The following is an 18,742-nucleotide window of genomic DNA, read 5'->3' as shown; positions in this document are numbered from 1 at the left end:
TTATGCAGCTATGAAAAAAAGAACATGGTTCGCCGCCGTAGGCGCCGTGCTAGTGATCGGCGTGACGGGGCTGTTATATTGGCAAAGCCGGCCGCAGAACGCATCCCGTCCGGCGGTTTCGCAAACAACGAACGCACTGAAATTCAAAGCCGTCCGGGAGGATCTGACCAACATTGTCGAGGTAAAAGGAAAGTCCTCCTATCAGAAGGAAACGTACATAAACGCTCCGTTCGGCGCCTACGTCACGGCGTGGTCCGTCAAAGACGGCTCCCAAGTGGCCAAAGGCGACGTGCTGTTCCGGCTTGACGACACGGAGCTCCGCAACGAAATCGCCCAGCTTCAAACGAACGCCAAGAAGCAGGAAATGGACATACGGTTGAATCAATTTCAGGAAAAAACCGGCATCGCCGATGCGGACACCGAGGGCATTACCGAAACGGACGCCAAAAAGCGCTTTGCCGCGTCGGAAAGCCGCAAAATGCAAAACGAGATTACGCAGGTTACTCTCGAGCATACCCGCTCGCAGCTCGCGGAGAAAACGAAGAAGCTTCAAGCCGCCGGCTTTGCGGCTCCGGAAAACGGTATTTTCCTGTTCGAGGGCACCAAAGAGCCGAAGTCGGTGAAGGATAACGAGCGGATCGGCAAAATCGTCGATCTGACGAAGCTGCAGTTGATTTGCAATGTCGGCGAATACGACTTGTTCCGCATCAAGGAAGGCATGGATGTCGAGGTACGCGTCGATGCGCTGAAGGACGTCAAGCTGAAGGGCAAGGTCGAGCGTCTGTCCAAATTCGCCAAGGCCGGCACCGGCAGCAGCAACGAGTCCTCAAACACAACGGCCGCCCAGTTCGAGGTGACGATCTCCCTGGAGCCGAACGAGCGGCTGATTGCCGGACTCAGCTTGACCGCCTCGATCCAAACGGATAAGAAAAGCGGCGCGTTGGTCGTGCCGACATTGACGATTAATCGGGATAAAGACGAGTACTACGTCATGGTCGAAGCCGCTGACGGCAGCTTGGAGAAGCGCATTGTCAAAATCGGGCTGGAGACGCCGGAAAAGACGGAAGTGCTAAGCGGCCTGAACGAAGGCGAGTCCATCGTGCTTCAATAACCCCCTCAACCGTACCCTCGGATACGGTCAAAGTGTTGAGAAAGTAGGCTTTTACGAAAATAGAGATGCAAACGGAGGTGGGGTATCCCACTGGAGAAGCGATAGCGGCCGCCTTTGTCTTCGGGAAATGTCCGCTCTAAATGGCTTCTAATCAAATTTCCCGAGGACCCGGGGTCCCCGCAAAGTACTCGGCTAAGCTTCCGTGATTCAACTTCACTTTGCGGGGCGGGGCATCGGTCGGAAGTGGATACCCCACCCCTTCGTAACCTCTATTACCTCAATTGCCCACTTTCTCAACAAGCTCACCGTACCTTCGGGTGCGGTTTTTCATTTTGGCAAGAAATTTGCCGAACGGAGCCGTATAGTCCAATAAATTTGCAATGAAACCGTTTTTTTCAATTTTCACAGGATGGAACGGCGTTCCGATTTCTTGTATAATCTAACCCATTGACTATCGGCCCCGACTTTTCTGAGAGTGGAAAGTCACATCATCGTAGATCAGGAGGTACTGATATTGTTTTTGCAAAAATTGAATACGGCTTGGTTTTCCAATCCGCGCGCGGATATTCTATCCGGAATGACGGTAGCCCTCGCCTTGATTCCCGAGGCTATCGCTTTTTCCATCATTGCCGGAGTGGATCCGATGGTCGGCTTGTACGCTTCGTTCTGCATGGCGGTCGTCATTTCTTTCACCGGTGGCCGGCCCGCTATGATCTCGGCTGCAACCGGGGCCATGGCTTTGCTGATGGTTACGCTCGTGAAGGAGCATGGCCTCGACTATTTGTTCGCCGCCACCGTATTGACCGGGATTATCCAATGGCTCATGGGAGCGATGAAGCTCGGGCGTTTTATTACGTTCGTGCCGCACTCCGTCATGACGGGCTTCGTCAATGCGCTCGCCATCTTGATTTTTATGGCTCAGCTGACGCATTTTACGGGACAAGGCTGGATCATGTACGGTCTGGTCGCTTTGACGCTTGTGATTATCTACACGCTGCCGCGGCTGACCAAGGCTGTACCTTCCGCACTCGCAGCCATCCTCATCGTGTCCATACTAACGATCGGGCTGCATCTGGATGTCAAAACGGTCGGCGATATGGGGCAGCTGACGAACGTCCCGCCGACTTTTCATATCCCGCAAATTCCGCTTACGTTCGAGACACTGCTTATCCTGCTCCCTTATTCGCTGTCCTTGGCCATGGTCGGCATTCTGGAGTCGCTGCTGACGGCAACAATCGTGGACGAAATGACACATACCAAAAGCGATAAAAACCGGGAAGTCCGCGGCCAAGGCTTTGCGAACATCGTGACGGGCTTTTTCGGAGGCATGGCAGGCTGTGCGATGATCGGCCAATCCGTCATCAATGTCAAGTCCGGCGGGCGGACTAGGCTTTCGACCTTGGTAGCCGGTGTCTTTCTGCTTTTCCTGATTCTTGTTCTCGGCAATGTCGTCAAGCAAATTCCGATGGCGGCTTTGGTCGGCGTCATGTTCATGGTCTCGCTCGGCACGTTCGACTGGAGTTCGCTGAAGCAGCTTCGTACGATCCCGAAAACCGATTCGTTCGTGATGATCGTTACGGTTATCATCGTCGTCGCTACGCATGATTTGTCCAAAGGCGTTTTTGCAGGCGTTCTTCTGAGTGCTGTCATCTTCGCTTGGAAAATGGCAACCTTGCGAACAGCCGCAACGCTTCTCCCGGACGGAAGCAAGCAGTATCAGGTGTCCGGACAAATGTTTTTCGGAACGGTCTCCCACTTTATCGAGCAATTCGACTATGCCGGGGACCCCGATTCCGTCACCGTGGATTTCAGTCAATCTCACCTATGGGACCACTCGGCCGTGAACGCCGTAGCGAAGATGATCACCCGCTATGAAATGCTTGGCAAGAACGTGACCCTCAAAGGGTTGAACGATGAAAGCAAACGGCTGATCGACCGCATCGGCTTGTCCGTGCCCGGCGCCCATTGACGTTCCAGGCCCGCTTCCTGCATCGGATGATGCGGAGCGGGTTTTCTGCTGGGCCCGATCTTATGCGACCTTAGCTCATCCGTCAGCCACGCCACACGGTTGTCATTTCCATGCGGTCCCGTTATAATGGAAAAGAGCTTTTAGTACCAAGTCCTAAGAAATACCGCAAGTCAAACAGAGAGGATGACCCGCAATGACCGATACATCTACACTGGCCTACCATGAATTCAAAACGATCGCACTTGACCGCCGCAGCATCCGCAAATATACGGATCAGCCCGTTGCCGTCGAAGATATTCGCGAAATCATCGATTGCGCCCGTTACGCCCCAAGCGACACGAACTCCCAAACGTGGGAATTCATTGCCGTGATGAATCGCGACAAAATTAAAGAAATCGAGCAGATTACTTGGGAGCAGCTGCACCGCAGAGCTGCCGAAGCGGAGCAGCGCGGCCTGTCCAAGGAAGCCCGCCTGCTGACCAAGTCGTTCGGACCTTACGCTACGGCTTTCTCGAATGCGCCTGTGCTGATCGTATGTCTCGCGACGCCATACAACTCCAAGTTCCGGGAGCGTATTTTCGATCCCGTCGAATTGGTCGACGATGCGGTGTGGGCGGAAGAAGGCATCAAGAGCAGCTGCCTCGCCGCGCAAAATCTGATGCTGGCCGCGCATGCCCGCGGGCTTGGCACATGCCCGATGACCGGTCCGGTGCTGCTCGCCCAAGACCAGCTTCGCGAATATTTGAACATCCGCCCGGAATGCCAGATCAACATGGTCATTGCCCTCGGCTATCCTTCCGAGCGGCCGGCCCGCCTGCCGCGCAAGGAAATCGACGACATTCTGCGTATCGTCGATTAATTACGGAATCGCTAAAGAACGCCTCGGACCAATGTCGGTATCTGGGGCGTTCTTTATTTTTCGAAGGCGTCCATCATTTTCAGCAGCTTCTCGGCATATTCGCCTTCCGCCAGGGATGCAAAAAAAGCGGTTCCTGGAACGATTATTCCAAGAACCGCCTTGTTGGATTTCATTTGGCATTGAAACTTAAGCAAACTATCTAACGATGAGATGAAAACCGCCGCAGCGGTAAGTTTTCTTGCGAAATCAAGAAGCGAATTCAAGAAGTTTCATCGTTTTGATTTCTAAAAGAAAGCTTATATCAAAACCCGTCAACCGATTGTCGACCGGGCATCGTAGTTAGTTTCGTCTTACAGTTTGTGAACGTTAGCCGCTTGTGGACCACGGTTGCCTTGAACGATTTCGAACTCAACCGATTGGCCTTCTTCCAAAGTTTTGAAGCCGTCGCCTTGGATTGCGGAGAAGTGTACGAATACGTCGTCGCCGCCTTCTACTTGAATGAAACCGTAGCCTTTTTCTGCGTTAAACCATTTTACTGTACCTTTCAATGAAAACAACCTCCTAGATGTATCGCCATCAAGGGCGAATGGTTAAAGTATATCACCCTTATCAGGATAAATCAATAAGACCTAAATTATACGCAGCCTTATTTTTGTACGCGCAGCAGCTCTTTGGAACCGGGAATAAAAGGCAATTCAGAGAGCTCCAAAGACGCCTCGAATCCGTCCGCCTGCAGCTCTTCCAGAAGCCGGTCCAGCATCGGATACCGATCCCATTGCAGTGTGATGACAGGATATACCCGCACCTCTCCGCCTGCGCGGCATACCCTTAGCAGCTCACGCAGCGCGCCGGCGTGAAAGTCATAGTCGAATTGCTCGTGGTACAGAAATAGAAAGTGGCTGCACAGTACAAGTCCGAACGACTCGTCCTCATATGGAAGATGAGGCAGCTTAGCTGCCGTATACTTGTTTCCTTCGGAAGGGTGCGCATAATCGTCGGCAAACGTCTTCATCGACGCCTCCCGCATCGCACGATGCCGGTCAGGGTCGCCGTAAAACGTCCAATCAAAGCTCTCCCGCAGCTTGGTCAGCTTCCCGGTCGACACTTCGATTTCCGTCATCCCGTGGCGGTAAATTCCTTCTGCCGACAGCTCGTACATCGGATCGGCCGCTTTGGTCGCCAATCCGCGGGCAGCGGCTTCCGCTACAAACGACGAAGCTCCTGCGGCCACGTCCAAAATCGGACCCGCCTCCAGCAGCTCCGGCTTCAGCCTAAACATGCGTTCGTACTCGGCAAACGACCGGCAGGTCATTGCCACTCCAATCTGCTCATACCCTCTGCTCATCTTTCTCCGCTCTCCTCTGCTCATGTATTGAATAGGTTGGCCCCCACCTGCCCTCCGGCTTGGTGCTGGAGCTTATTGGCATTTTATCACGGTCTATGGTGATTGACAATCGCTACATGATTGCCCGCTTGGTTGAAGCCAAGATCAATTCATGCTAAGGTAGAGATAGCGATGGGTCTCTCAATCGCCCGCAACCAATGGAATAGAAAGAGGTAACAGCCTTGAAAAATCAGGGGATTAAAAAACATACGATCTACAAAAAAGACAAATGGAACATGCTGACGGTCGAGGTCAACGGAAAGCAGTTGATTTTAAGAGAAATTTCTGACCAGTGGGGCGAGGATTGCCACACGTTTCTCAGCCGCCCGGAGATGATGCATTGGGTGAACGAACGCTTCTCGAAGGAACGGTTCCAAGGCACCGACGAAGAGCGTGAAAGTATTATGGAAGCTTTCCGTCAAGTTTAATCGAAATTGGACATATTTTAGCTTGACGCCCGGCTTGTCCATTCGGTATAATGAGGACAATTACATAAGGATGTCCTCCAAAGGGGAGTAGCTGTCACAGTAAAGTCGTCAGTTCGGGTTCTGGGAAGAGCCCCGGCTTTATTGGCAACGGAACGTTGTTAGCAAGACCTTTGCCATTGAAGTAAAGGTCTTTTTTGGTGGAAAAATGACCTGTACCGATATGGTAGAGGTCATTTTTGTGTAAATACTAACACCAACAACAACGTAAAAAGGAGTGGTAGGACATGGAATGGTTGTCCGTAGAATTTCTTCTCGCCCTGATGAACATTGTCTTGATCGACCTCGTACTTGCCGGGGACAATGCCATCGTCATCGCACTCGCAGCGCGTAATTTGCCGAAAGAACAGCAAAAAGGCGCAGTCCTCTGGGGAACGGTCGGTGCCGTTATCATTCGTGTCATCGCTACACTCGCCGTCGTCTGGCTGCTGAAGCTGCCTGCCTTGCTGCTTATCGGCGGAGTCGTGCTGATCTGGATCGCCTACAAGCTGCTGGTGGACAAGAAAGACCATGCCATCGAAGCCAAACCGCAGCTCTGGCCCGCCATTCGTACGATTATGATCGCTGACGCGGCCATGGGCTTCGACAACGTCATGGCGGTGGCCGGCGCTTCTCACGGCAGCTTCCTTCTGGTCGTGCTCGGCCTCATTATCAGCGTACCGATCATGGTATGGGGCAGCACCATGTTTATCCGACTGCTTGATAAATTTCCTTGGATCATCTACATCGGTTCCGGCGTACTTGCTTATACCGCGGGTTCGATGCTGACGGGAGACCCGCTTGTGAAGGATTGGTTTATCGCCAACCCGATCGTGAAGTGGGGCTTGGTAGCCATCGTCGTCGTGGGCGTCCTCCTGGCGGGCTACTGGAAAAAAATCTACGGCTCCTTGGTATCCATTAACGAGAGCGGCCACCTGACGATCCCGCCCGATCTGGAGCAGGGAGCGGACATCCAACCGAACGACAGCTTCGAAGCGAAGCGCGATGAAAAAGGACGCATGATTTTGGTGAAGTCGCGAGGCTGAGCGGGTTGTTCTTGAACATTGAAATAAAGTGCTCGCTAAGCGGTAGAATAACTGCCTCCGGCCGCTGTTGACAACGGGTTAAAATGAACTGGATATTATGGTAATAACCCGTTGTCAAAGGCGGCACGCAAGCTCTCCGACAGTTACTCTACCCTCGGTCTGCATTATTTCAAAGATCCGTTCAAAAACAAAAATCAGCCTCGAGGCTTATAAGTGAGGTAAGTACGAAAAGCCGGCACATTCCACTGGTGCCGGCTTTGCTGTGTTAAGCTCAAATTTTAGCATGCGGAACGGGGGTTGCTGCGGTGCGGACGTCGATCAGCGCGGGCTTGTTACCGGATAGCGCCTGACGGAGAGATTGCTCGAATTCGGTGGGGCTCGACGCCCGATAACCGGAGCCGCCGCAGGCTTCGGCGATAGTTGCAAAATCGGGACTTTGAATCGCACTGCCGGTCAGGTTCATGCCGGCGACGTTCATCCGGTCCTGCTCCATCGCGTAAGCGCCGTTGTTGAGAACAACCAGCACGATCGGCAACCGCAGCTCGGCCGCCGTCTGGAATTCCATCAGCGTCTGGACCACTCCCCCATCCCCTGCTACGGCGAGCACTTGGCGGTCCGGATAACAGAGCTTGGCGGCTATTGCCGCCGGCAAAGCAAAGCCAAGCGTCCGCCACCGGCCAGAGATCAGGATATCCTGCCCCGCCTTGGCTTGAAAGATACGGTTGAACCATAGCGTATGATCGCCGGTATCGACGGCGACGATCGCTTGGTCTGATACGTGATCCGCAAGCGTTTTAATGACGAGCTGCGGCGGTATCGGCGTGCCATCGGCCCGAGCCTCGGCCTCGATCTGCCGTTTCCAGCCCGTGCATACGTCGCGAACCCGGGCGCGCCAAGCGCTGCGGTCTTTTGCCGAGAGATGCTCGGCAGCGACGAGTTTGGGTACAATCTGCCCGAGGTCACCGACGACGCCCTTATGCAGCGGGTGACCGAGGCCGATCGCTTCCCGGTTCCAATCGACTTGCACGATCCGCGCCTGCGTTGGCACATAATCGTCCGGCCACCATGTTGCGCCGAGCATGACGATCAGATCGCTCTCGGCCAGCAGAACGCTGGACGCCTCGCTGCCGGCCTGACCGAGGCCGCCCGCGTAGCATTCGTGATCGTTCGGAAACAACGGCCGGGCGGGCATTGTTGTGATGACGGCAGCAGACAGCTTCTCCACGAGCTGAAGGACATGCTCCGCTGTCTGCTTCACGCCGCGGCCAATGAATAGGACCGGCCGCTCGGCGGGAGCAAGCAAGTCTGCCAATTCCGCAATTTCGTTGTCGGGAGCGGCCAGCGGCTGATGCAGATGGGCGGCGTACGGCTTTATCCCGCCTTTTACCTTCACCGGGTACAAGTCTTTCGGGATGGATAGATGAGTCACCTGCCCTTGGAGAAAGCCGTGAACAAGCGCCTGCTCCATCAATTCGGGCAACGCGTCCGCATGTGTGACCAGCTCGGATTTTCCCGCAATGGCGGCATTGAGCTTTTGCTGGTCTACATACTGCTTGGCCCGAGTGCCGATCTTCGCCGTTTCGACCTGCCCCGTTAGCGCCAGGACCGGCGCCCGATCCATAGCGGCATCGGCAAGACCGTTCAACATATTCGTTAGACCTGGACCGCTTGTCGCCAGGCATACCGCCGTCCTTCCCGTCAGCTTGGCTTCGGCGGAAGCCATCAGCGCGGCGCCGCTCTCATGCCGGCAGGCCACGTACCGGATCGCGTTCTGTTTTCCGAGCTCATCCAATAAACTTAAATTGGCGTCGCCGATCACGCCGTAGATCCGCTCAACCTTCCAAGCCTTCAACTGCTCCAAGACGAACTGCGATACGGATAAGCCCGATGTAGGCTTGGTGTTGTCGGCTAGCACCGGGGGCGTGGCAGTGGAAGGGCTCATGCAAATCACTCCTTTCGTTTTCCGGTATAGCGTTCCCTTTGGAACGTTTCCCATTGCAATTTTTTTCATAAGGAGTTAAAGGAAAACCGCCCGAATTGGCGAACATAGACAGTAGAGGTGATAAGTTTTGAGCAATGGCGCATCAATCTTGACGTTCATGATAATTTCGTTCTCGCTCGCGCTGATCTTAATCATGAAAAAAGATACCCTTCCGGCAAATGTGAAACGGCCGCTGGCCATTTTGGCGCTGGTGATGGTTTCGTTTTCGTTCGTGCTGATGATTTTTAGTTTTTTTTCCGGCGCGAAGTAAGCGAATAGACTTCTTTCCTTGAATTCCCTATACTTATATTTAACCCGCGCTCCGGCCATACTAACTAGAGCTTTCCAACGGACCCATAAACAGCTTGGAGCGTGAGCGGGTAATGCGATTGTTGCCGTTGCTGCTGTCCGGTGCGCTGCTCTCCGGTGTTGTGATCGGATCGGCGGCGGCTGCGAATCAAGCAGCTAAACCATTTCATTTGACAAGGAGGGCTCCCATGAATCAACTACCGAAGCGGAGCGACGTTCCTGCGGAACACCGTTGGAACCTGGAGGACCTTTTTCCGAACCAGCAGGCCTGGGATCAAGAGCATCAAGAAGCGAAAAACGCGCTGAAGGAAATCGGCCGCTTTCACGGCAAGCTGAACGACCCGGCGGCCATCAAGCAGTGCTTCGAGCTGGAGGATAAAATCTCCCTACATACCGAGCGTCTGTACGTCTACGCCAACATGAAGCATCACGAGGACATGGCAGACCCTACATATCAGGCCTTATCCGATAAATCGAAAAGATTAAGCGTTGAAGCCGGTGAAGCGACCTCGTTCATTTCCCCGGAAATTTTGAGCTTGTCGGACGACCAACTGCAGAAGCTGGTGAACGATCCCCAGCTCGCCTTCTACAAAAGGACGCTCGAAGAGCTGATCCGCGAGAAGCAGCACGTGCTCAGCAAAGCGGAGGAGGCGCTGCTGGCCCAAGTCGGCAACCTGTCGCAAGCGCCGAGCACGATTTACGGCATGATCAACAACGCGGACATCAAGTTCCCGAAGGTGAAAAACGAAAAAGGCGAGGAAGTCGAGCTCACGCACGGCCGCTACATCCAATTCCTCGAAAGCCGCAACCGCGACGTCCGCAAGCAAGCTTTTGAAGCGATGTACGCTACGTATGGCAAGCAAAAGAACACGATCGCTTCGACGCTTGCCGCCAACGTGACGAAAAATATTTTTTACTCCAAGATTCGCAAGTACCCTTCCACGCTGGAAATGTCGCTGTTCGGGGACAACATCAAGAAGGAAGTGTACACGAATCTGATCAATACGATTCACGAGTCGCTGCCGCTCATGCACCGCTACATGGAGCTGCGCCGCAAGCTGATGAAGATCGACAAGCTGCACATGTACGACTTGTTCGCCCCTCTGGTCGAAGAATACGACCTGGAGATCACGTACGAGGAAGCGAAGAAGACGGTCAAGGAAAGCTTGAAGCCGCTCGGCGAAGAGTATTTGAAGACCCTTCAGGAAGGCTTCGAAGACGGCTGGATCGACATTTACGAGAACGAAGGCAAGCGCAACGGGGCCTACAGCTGGGGCGCATTCGGCACCCATCCGTACGTGCTCCTGAATCACAAGGACAACTTGAACAGCATGTTCACGCTGACGCATGAGATGGGCCACGCGCTCCATTCCTACTTGTCGGACGCGAATCAGCCTTACCGCTACGCGCAATATACGATTTTCCTCGCGGAAGTCGCATCCACGCTGAACGAAGCGCTGTTGATGGATTACCTGCTGAAGAAGTCGACGGACAAAAAAGAAAAAATGTACCTGCTAACCTACTATATGGATCAGTTCCGTACGACGGTCTTCCGGCAAACCATGTTTGCCGAGTTCGAGAAAATCATTCACGAAAAAGCGGAGCAAGGCGAAACGCTTACCCCGCAGCTGTTGAGCCAAATCTACTACGATTTGAACGTACAGTATTACGGCAAGGATATGGCGGTAGATCAGGACATCGAGATGGAATGGGCGCGCATCCCTCATTTCTACAACAGCTTCTACGTGTACAAATATGCCACCGGCTTCTCGGCTGCCACCAGTTTCGCGAAGCAGATTTTGGACGAGGGCCAGCCGGCCGTCGACCGCTATCTCGGCTTCTTGAAAAGCGGGAGCAGCGACTACTCCATCAATATCTTGAAGAAGGCAGGCGTGGATATGTCGACGCCGGAACCGATCAAACAGGCGATGAGCGTATTCAAAGAGCTTCTGGAGCAAATGGAAGCGCTGGCGAAATAAGCCGCCGACACAGGCCGAGTCCGGTATTGCCCGGCTCGGCCTTTTTGCCCCTTCATGCAGCAGTCAAAAGGAGACGATTTCGATGAGAGCCCAATGGATGTTGATCAGCACGTTGCTTTTTGCCCTTATTACCGCGGTATTCGCCGTTATTAACGTGGAGCCCGTCCGCGTGAATTTTTTATTCACCCAAGCCGACATTCCGCTTATTCTGGTCATACTGGGATCTACCCTGCTCGGCGGCTTGATCGCCTTCCTGATCGGCTTGTTCCGCCAGATCAAGCTGCAGCGTAAGATCAAGCAGCTTGAGAAACGGCTGAACGAGACGTCCTCCGAGCAAGCTCTGACCGTTACCGAAGACACGGGAAGCCGGGCGTTTCTTTCCGCAGATGCGGACTTGGAACATGCGGAAGACGGAAAGAACTCCAACAAATAACGGTTTATGCCGATCGTTTTTTAAATAGTCAAGAAATAGTAAAATTTATATTAAATCTGCCATAACCTTTCCATCCTCATTGATCAAAAACTCCACTTTCATTAATATAGTAAGTGCGAGTTTATGGAACGATTTTCCTAGTTACTAGGACGTAATCCATGCAGGAAGGATGCCGGCAGCATGGTTGATCAATGGACGGATGCAGAGCAAACCCAATTATATTTCAGCGCATTTAGGCTATCCACGAACGGTATGGCTTTCTTCTCGGAAGAAGGCCTATTTCTTCGCGTCAATCCTGCATTCGGCAAGCAAATCGGCTATCCCGAAGAGGCCTTGAACGGCATGCCTTGGGAACCTGTTATTCATCCCGACGATAGAAAGCAGATTCATAGTATAATGAAGGATTTGGTCGACGGGACGCCCGGAGCTCAGCCGTTCGAAGCAAGGCTTATCCGCAGCGACGGCACGCTGGTCCCGTGCTCCGTCACGGCGCCCGTCGTCCCCCGGCCACACGGATCGCCGGCTTCTCTTTTCGTACAAATTCTGGAGAGCGATGCGGGTAGCGATTCTCTTTACCGGACTCTCATAGAGCAAAGCACGGACGTTGTGTCGATGCACGATTTGTCCGGCCGTATTTTGTATATCTCCCCTTCTTGCCGTGTTCTGCTCGGGTACGAGCCCAAGGAATTGATCGGGATCAGCGCCTACGATTTGTTTCATCCCGAGGATTTGACGAAAATCCCCGGGATTACGTCCCCTATGGAGACGGCGCCGAATCTGCCTTTGAGCTCGTACCGGATTCGCACGAAAAACGGCGGTTATGTCTGGTTCGAAACAAGCGGACGAATTACAGGGGACGAACACGATTCGGGAAACGGACAAACGGTGATCTGCATCTCCCGGGACATCTCTTCGCGCAAGCAAACGGAACAGCAACTGATGAAAACGAACGAGCTGCTGCAAAAAATTTCTTCGATCGACGCGCTGACCGGGCTCGCCAACCGGCGGTTTTTCGATGAGCGGTTTGCCAAGGAATGGCGGCATGCCATGCGCTTCTCCACGCCGCTTTCCGTTATACTGCTCGATATCGACTATTTCAAGCGGTATAACGACACCTACGGACATCATGACGGCGACGCCTGCCTCCAATATGTGGCCGAAGCGATGCGGCGCGCAGCCAAGCGTCCGGGCGACATGACTGCAAGATACGGCGGCGAGGAATTCGTCATCGTGCTGCCGGTTACGGACGGTCGGGGCGCGCTTTACGTGGCCGAGCGAATGCGCTCGGAGGTGGAACTTCTACGCATCCCTCATCGCGGCTCCGCCGTCTCGTCGTTCGTTACCGCGAGTCTGGGAGTTGCGACGATGATTCCCGTCCGCGACGTCTCTCCGCGGGAGCTGATTATCCGCGCGGACAAGGCGCTCTATCGGGCCAAGCAGGAAGGGCGGAACCGGGCTATAGCTTATGACGACGAATAAATCGGCACACCGCTCTTTTTCTTTTTGGAAAAGAGCGGTTTTTGATGAAACAATTTCTTCGGGGGGCACGTCAGTAGGGGTGAACATGAAGATATTCCAAAAAGGGTACAAAGAGGGTACGACACATCAAAGGAGGAAAAACAAGTGCAGAAAAGAACACTCTTTGCAGGCATGTTGGCATTGACGCTCCTTACTTCCGTCTCCCCGGCGCCGTTATCGGTGGCGGCGGATACGGGGCAAGCCATCGCGCTGACGCTAAACGGACAGACCGTCAGCTTGTCCGTGCAGCCCCGTTTGATCGGAAACACGCTGATGGTGCCGCTTCGCGAGCTATCGGATGCGCTCGGAGTGAAGGTACAGTGGGACGAAGCCGAACGATCGGCCACGGCAAGTAAAGCGGATCGCTCGATCAAGCTTCGGCTGGACAGCAAGGAAGCTTTCCGCGAAAGCGAAGCCATCACGTTGGACGAAGCGCCCGCGCTCGATAATGGAAATATTTTGGTACCGCTGCGCTTTTTCAGCGAGTCGTTCGATTTTAACGTTTATTGGGACGGCCTGAACAAGCACGTAACGATTGCCGACGCGGACAAAAGCTTGCCGACCGTCGGTTCGCGGGAACGGATGGAAGCGCTGCTCAAGGAATCCGCCTCCGTTCACGGCGGCGGACGTGGCATGATCTTACTGGGCGATAATGCGGTCGCGGTCACCGAGAAGTCGTCCGCTGCCGCACCGCAAGCCGCCGGCAGTGCCGCCAAGCAGTCTTCTGACGCAGCGGCTCCCTCCTACTCCGGCACGAACGTACAGGTGCAGGGCGTCGATGAAGCGGATGTCATCAAGTCGGACGGCACCTACATCTATCAGGTGAATCGCGACCGCGTTCTCGTGACGAAAGCGTATCCGGCCGAAAGCATGAGCGTCGTCAGCACCGTCTACTGGGCGGACCCGAATTTTTATCCGCAGGAGCTGTATGTCGATAACAACTATCTCGTCGTTGTCGGCAACACGTCTTATCCGACGTACGAGAAGCCGGGACCGATTCCTTATGACGCCAGCCCTGCGGCTACTGTAGAGCCGAGCATCGGAGAAGCCAAGAAGATGGTCGTATGGCCCGGACGCCCGACCCGTTCAACGACGAAGACGATCGTTTACGAGCTTGGCGACCGGACCCAGCTAAAGCAAGTCCGCGAGGCGGAGCTGGAAGGACATTACGTCTCTTCGCGCAAAGTCGGCGATTCGTTGTACGTCGTAACGAACAAATCGATGAATTATTTTTGGATCATGCGCCAAGAGGCGGACTCCGCCGCGAAGCAGGCGAACGAATCGCTGCCGGCCTACCGCGACTCCGCTGCCGGAGACCAATTTATTACGATCGGCTACGAGGATATCCGGTACTTCCCGAAAGCCGTCGAGCCGAACTATTTGCTGATCGGAGGCCTCAAGCTTAGCAAGCCCGATCAAAAAATGCAGGTGACGAGCTATCTCGGCTCCGGTCAAAACGTCTACGCTTCTCCCGACAACCTGTATGTCACCGTGAGCGAATACGAGCCGGTGAAAGAGAATGAGCAGACGGTGCAGACGGACGGCAAGGCCAGCGTCATGCCCGCGCCGCTTAGTATGACAAGCGCCATTTATAAATTCGGCATGGATAACGGAACGGTCCGGTATGTCGGACGCGGCAAGGTGCCGGGACATGTGCTGAACCAATTTTCGATGGATGAGCACAACGGCTACTTCCGCATCGCCACCACAAGCGGCGACATGTGGCGGAACGACGAACATACGTCGAAAAATAACGTGTATGTGTTGAACGAATCGCTAAGCGTCGTCGGCAAGCTGGAAGGACTGGCCCCGGGCGAGCGCATCTATTCCGTACGCTATGCCGGGAACCGCGCCTATATGGTGACGTTCAAAAATACCGATCCGCTGTTCGTCCTGGACCTGAGCAACCCTCAAGCGCCGGCCATGCTCGGCAAGCTGAAAATTCCGGGCTACAGCGACTACCTGCATCCGTACGACGAGAACCATCTGATCGGCTTCGGCAAGGAAGCCGTGGAAGTGGCTAACAAGAAAGGCGACGGCTCTGACACGGTCGCTTTCTATCAAGGCATGAAGCTAGCTCTGTTCGATGTATCCGATGTGGCGAATCCGAAGGAGCTGTTCAAGGAAACGATCGGCGACCGGGGGACCGAATCGCCGCTGCTGCACAATCATAAAGCGCTGCTGTTTTCCAAGGAGAAGTCGCTGCTCGCCTTCCCGGTCACTGTTGCGGAATTGAAAGACAAGACCGGCGCCAACACGCAGGAAAACGCATCGAAATACGGGGATTTCACCTTCCAGGGCGCTTACGTTTACGGGCTGGATCTGCAAAAAGGCTTCCAGCTTCGCGGCAAGATCACGCACTTGACGGGAGACGATATGAACAAAGCAGGCCAGCACTGGTACGGCAGCGAACGCAATATCGAGCGCCTGCTGTATATCGGCGATACGCTGTATTCGTCCTCGCCCGACATGCTGAAAGCAAACAATTTGAACACGCTGCGCGAAGTCGGCTCGCTGCAGCTCCCGGCCTGGAAGCCGCGCAATCCGTAACGGTTGGCTTTTTGTCCTCCATGGGGTACAATGACCGAAGTGACATTTATCCGCTTGGAGGACTGCTTAAGCCATGGTAACTACCGTTATCGTTATCAGCATCATCGTCGCTTTGCTTATCTCGGGCATCACCATGTATGTAACGAAGCTCGCTTATTCCCGCAAGGAAGAGGATTAAACCGCTGTTACAGCCACAGCGAGAGTAGGAGAGTTACGGCGCCGCCAAACGCCGAGCTTAAAGCGTTAACCGTGTCGTTGGTCATGAACGCCAACCCTCGGATTCGAACCGCCGCTGCCTCGCAGTGGCGGTTTTTTTCGATTTCTTTCCCGCAGACGCGGCAGCGGTACATGACCTGAACCACCGCCCCGAGCCACGAGTCGGCCAGCGACCCGGCGAGGCCCCCAACCAGCCCGAGGACGCACAGGCCGACCGCCGACCGGACGGAGACCGCCCACGCAGAGGCGTCCCCTGCCTGCTCCGGTTGCAGCGCCGCCAGCGCCCATGCGACGGCGCCGATAAACAAGCCGCCGGCCGCGGATGCGGCAAGTCCGAGTGGCGATACGCCGCCGGAAGTGCCTGGCGGCACCGGACGGCCGCTGACGATGGAGCGCGGGGCCGTACGGCTGAGGCCGCCGATCTCCGTCGCCCACGTGTCCGCAGTCACCGTTGCCATCACACCGATGTAGACGGCCCACCAAGCCGGATGCGGTACAAATGCGGCTCCCAGACAAAGAGCGAGCCCTAGGCCGCCGTTGGCAAGCACCTGGCCGGCATCCCTCCGACCGGATTTGGCGTAGCCGCTCTCGGCAGCCGCCTTCTTCTTGCTCTTCCACTTCGACAACAACGAAGACGAGATAAAAAAAGCAATCAGCGTCCCGAACCAAGCCAAGCTTCCTGCCGCATACATCAGCGTTCCGAGCAGGACCGCCGCGGCAAACCCCGATCCAGACAGCGAACGTTTCCTGTACGCCGCTCCGGCAATCAGAACGCTTCCTGCCAATCCGATGATCCAATGCTGCAACTCATCCGAGCCCCCTTCCAACCCCATGAATAGGATCGTAAAAAATTACGTTTTTCGACAGTCCTATGTTTACAGACCTATTGCCATTATAATATGATTTGACTTGAGATGGAAAAAAGGTACCGGGGAGAGAGAAGCGTTGTACGAGGCGCACGATAAAGAAGAGAGACAGGCCAAAGAAGACCTCGAACCGCAGGAAATGCTCCGGGTGATCTTCGATTATGCTGCCAAAATCTGCAACGAGCGCAAGCTGGACCGCCTGCTGATGCTGATGGCAGACATGGGACGGGAGATGGTTGTCTCCGACCGCTGTACGGTCTGGCTGCTGGATCGCGACAAGGACGAGCTATATTCCACCGTCGCCCATGGGGCGCCCCCGCTTCGGATATCCGTCCATTCAGGCCTAGTCGGTCTGGCCGTCCGGGAGAGCCGTCCGATCTTTGTCGACGACGCTTATGCGAACGAAGAGTTTGCGGATGTGCTGAAAAGTGGCGCCATCATCATGGACGGCATAACCGGCTATCGCACGAAAGCGCTGATGGTCGTCCCGTTCCGCAACAACGAAGGCGAAATCACGGGAGCTTTCCAAGCGATGAACAAGCTCACGAAAAGCGGGCATTTTTCACAGAAGGATTTGGAATATTTGACGCTGGCCGCTTCGTATGCGGGAAAATCACTGGAATCGGCCCTGCTGTCTCACGAAATCGAGGAAACGCAGAAGGAAATTATTTTGACGATGGGCGAAATCGGCGAGAACCGCTCCAAGGAGACGGGCAATCACGTCAAGCGTGTCGCCGAATATTCGTACCTCCTTGCACTCGGCCTCGGAATGAGCGAAGAGGAAGCCGAGCTGCTGAAGAACGCCTCCCCTATGCATGACATCGGTAAAGTCGCCATCCCCGACGCCATCCTCAAGAAGCCCGGGAAGCTGACGGCCGAAGAATTCGACGTCATGAAATCGCATACGACGATCGGCTACAGTCTGCTGAAAAATTCAAAGCGCCGCATCCTGAAAGCGGCGGCAATCGTCGCTCACGAGCATCATGAGAAATGGGACGGCAGCGGTTATCCCCGCGGTCTTCGCGGGGAACAAATCCACATTTACGGACGCATTACGGCGATTGCCGACGTATTCGACGCGCTCGGCAGCGAGCGTATCTACAAGAAGGCTTGGGAGCTAGATCCGATTTTGAAGCTGCTTGAGGAGGAGCGCGGGGCGCATTTCGACCCGCAAATCGTCGATGTGTTCATGGAACAACTGCCCAAGCTTTTGGAAGTCCGAAAACGTTATTCCGACGCAGCCCTGTCCAGCCCGGCCTCCGAGGCGTGATCGTTCGGAAGCCGGCTGCGACAGATCGCTTGCCAATCCGGGACCCGTTACTTCCCGATCCTTGCTGTAAAAGCGCCAAAAGTCTGCTCACCCCAGAACAACTCGAAGCGGTCTCTGTCGTTCACCGCCCCAACGCCCGCAGGCGTGCCCGTGTAAATGATATCCCCTTCACCCAAGCCGTAATGTGCAGCGATATAATCCACGATCACCTGCAGATCAAAAATCATGTCGTTCAGGTTCCCCCGCTGTACTTCAAGACCGTTCCGGTTCAAGGAATACTCTACCTGCTTGACTTGCCCGAAGCCGGGAAACGGACGGAATCCGGTCAGCGCCGCCGAGCCCTTAAACCCTTTGGCCGGGAGCCAGGGGTGGCCTTTCTTTTTCAACGCCGATTGCACGTCCCGCAGGGTAAAATCGATGCCCAGCGCCAGCTGGTCCACCAGCTCGTCTACGGTGATGCCCTCTTTATAAGCTTGTCCGATACGGAGCACCAGCTCGGCTTCGTAGTGCACCTCGCCCCGCCCGCCGGGCAGCTCGATTTCGCCGCCGTCAACCGCTGCCAGCGCATGTGTCGGCTTCGTAAAAATCATCGGCTCCTCCGGAATATCGTTGCCAAGCTCCACCGCATGCAGCCCGTAATTGCGTCCTACGCAATAAATGTTGCGAATCGATTCATTCATATTCGGATCGTTCCTTTTCCGTTAAAATAAGAGTCCGCCTTCATTATAAGCCCGGCTTGGGGGAATCTCAACGCTTGCACATCGTAAAAAACGGCCGCCCCATGCGA

At 54.7% G+C, this 18,742-nt stretch carries 17 protein-coding genes; 11 read left to right on the top strand and 6 right to left on the bottom strand.

All coding sequences use genetic code 11. The features are described from left to right. The first annotated feature begins 10 nt into the window (after positions 1 to 10). The 3 genes from NI000_RS19410 to NI000_RS19400 all read left to right on the top strand — a co-directional run bounded on the left by NI000_RS19410 (position 11) and on the right by NI000_RS19400 (position 3,939). Positions 11 to 1,111, top strand: coding sequence for an efflux RND transporter periplasmic adaptor subunit (locus tag NI000_RS19410; RefSeq protein ID WP_253413101.1), 1,101 nt, complete (start codon positions 11 to 13; stop codon positions 1,109 to 1,111). Between the two features lie 577 nt (positions 1,112 to 1,688). Beyond that, positions 1,689 to 3,080 carry a SulP family inorganic anion transporter gene (locus NI000_RS19405; protein ID WP_253413172.1) on the top strand — a complete coding sequence of 464 codons (1,392 nt, stop codon included), beginning with the start codon at positions 1,689 to 1,691 and terminating at the stop codon, positions 3,078 to 3,080. Between the two features lie 193 nt (positions 3,081 to 3,273). Continuing rightward, entirely contained in the window at positions 3,274 to 3,939 is a 666-nt protein-coding gene (locus NI000_RS19400; RefSeq protein WP_253413100.1) for a nitroreductase family protein, read from the top strand. A 53-nt stretch (positions 3,940 to 3,992) separates the two neighbouring features. On the opposite strand, the gene NI000_RS19395 is transcribed toward NI000_RS19400, so the two are convergent. From NI000_RS19395 to NI000_RS19385, 3 genes are all read right to left on the bottom strand, one after another. Next, complete coding sequence (locus tag NI000_RS19395) at positions 3,993 to 4,202, bottom strand: hypothetical protein (protein ID WP_253413099.1); 210 nt, start codon at positions 4,200 to 4,202, stop codon at positions 3,993 to 3,995. 87 nt (positions 4,203 to 4,289) lie between these two features. Next, positions 4,290 to 4,487 carry a cold-shock protein gene (locus NI000_RS19390; RefSeq protein WP_036680064.1) on the bottom strand — a complete coding sequence of 66 codons (198 nt, stop codon included), beginning with the start codon at positions 4,485 to 4,487 and terminating at the stop codon, positions 4,290 to 4,292. 98 nt (positions 4,488 to 4,585) lie between these two features. Next, positions 4,586 to 5,284, bottom strand: a complete 699-nt coding sequence (locus tag NI000_RS19385; RefSeq protein ID WP_253413098.1) for a class I SAM-dependent methyltransferase — start codon at positions 5,282 to 5,284, stop codon at positions 4,586 to 4,588. Between the two features lie 275 nt (positions 5,285 to 5,559). Between NI000_RS19385 and NI000_RS19380 the strand changes: the two genes are divergently transcribed. Then, on the top strand, positions 5,560 to 5,751 hold the full coding sequence (locus NI000_RS19380) for a hypothetical protein (RefSeq protein WP_054974061.1): 192 nt from the start codon (positions 5,560 to 5,562) through the stop codon (positions 5,749 to 5,751). Between the two features lie 284 nt (positions 5,752 to 6,035). Continuing rightward, positions 6,036 to 6,833 carry a TerC family protein gene (locus tag NI000_RS19375; protein ID WP_253413097.1) on the top strand — a complete coding sequence of 266 codons (798 nt, stop codon included), beginning with the start codon at positions 6,036 to 6,038 and terminating at the stop codon, positions 6,831 to 6,833. 271 nt (positions 6,834 to 7,104) lie between these two features. Here NI000_RS19375 and NI000_RS19370 read toward each other — a convergent pair whose 3' ends face one another. After that, positions 7,105 to 8,775 (bottom strand): thiamine pyrophosphate-binding protein, encoded by a 1,671-nt coding sequence (locus NI000_RS19370; protein ID WP_253413096.1) that lies wholly within the window; start codon positions 8,773 to 8,775, stop codon positions 7,105 to 7,107. 148 nt (positions 8,776 to 8,923) lie between these two features. Here NI000_RS19370 and NI000_RS19365 point away from each other — a divergent pair, with 148 nt between their 5' ends. The 5 genes from NI000_RS19365 (at position 8,924) to NI000_RS19345 (ending at position 15,603) form a co-directional block, all read left to right on the top strand. Beyond that, complete coding sequence (locus tag NI000_RS19365; RefSeq protein ID WP_253413174.1) at positions 8,924 to 9,085, top strand: hypothetical protein; 162 nt, start codon at positions 8,924 to 8,926, stop codon at positions 9,083 to 9,085. A 226-nt stretch (positions 9,086 to 9,311) separates the two neighbouring features. Further along, entirely contained in the window at positions 9,312 to 11,102 is a 1,791-nt protein-coding gene (pepF, locus tag NI000_RS19360; RefSeq protein ID WP_253413095.1) for an oligoendopeptidase F, read from the top strand. 82 nt (positions 11,103 to 11,184) lie between these two features. Beyond that, a complete protein-coding gene (locus NI000_RS19355) occupies positions 11,185 to 11,535 on the top strand; it encodes a LapA family protein (protein WP_253413094.1) in 351 nt (116 codons plus the stop codon). 180 nt (positions 11,536 to 11,715) lie between these two features. Next, complete coding sequence (locus NI000_RS19350; RefSeq protein ID WP_253413093.1) at positions 11,716 to 13,014, top strand: sensor domain-containing diguanylate cyclase; 1,299 nt, start codon at positions 11,716 to 11,718, stop codon at positions 13,012 to 13,014. Positions 13,015 to 13,158: 144 nt separating this feature from the next. Next, positions 13,159 to 15,603 carry a beta-propeller domain-containing protein gene (locus NI000_RS19345; protein WP_253413092.1) on the top strand — a complete coding sequence of 815 codons (2,445 nt, stop codon included), beginning with the start codon at positions 13,159 to 13,161 and terminating at the stop codon, positions 15,601 to 15,603. Between the two features lie 185 nt (positions 15,604 to 15,788). Here NI000_RS19345 and NI000_RS19340 read toward each other — a convergent pair whose 3' ends face one another. Continuing rightward, positions 15,789 to 16,625: a DUF92 domain-containing protein gene (locus NI000_RS19340; protein WP_253413091.1), complete on the bottom strand. Its 837-nt coding sequence runs from the start codon at positions 16,623 to 16,625 to the stop codon at positions 15,789 to 15,791. Between the two features lie 103 nt (positions 16,626 to 16,728). Between NI000_RS19340 and NI000_RS19335 the strand changes: the two genes are divergently transcribed. After that, positions 16,729 to 17,955 (top strand): HD-GYP domain-containing protein, encoded by a 1,227-nt coding sequence (locus NI000_RS19335; protein WP_253413090.1) that lies wholly within the window; start codon positions 16,729 to 16,731, stop codon positions 17,953 to 17,955. Between the two features lie 47 nt (positions 17,956 to 18,002). On the opposite strand, the gene NI000_RS19330 is transcribed toward NI000_RS19335, so the two are convergent. Then, the gene (locus tag NI000_RS19330) at positions 18,003 to 18,635 is read right to left on the bottom strand and encodes a fumarylacetoacetate hydrolase family protein (RefSeq protein WP_253413089.1); all 633 of its coding nucleotides are present in this window, start codon (positions 18,633 to 18,635) and stop codon (positions 18,003 to 18,005) included. Positions 18,636 to 18,742 lie beyond the last annotated feature (107 nt).

The organism is Paenibacillus tyrphae, assembly GCF_024158745.1.
Classification (GTDB): Bacteria; Bacillota; Bacilli; order Paenibacillales; family NBRC-103111; genus Paenibacillus_G; species Paenibacillus_G tyrfis_A.
The sequence above is the reverse complement of the archived record's forward strand: the minus strand, read 5'-3'. Positions and strand labels throughout refer to the sequence as shown.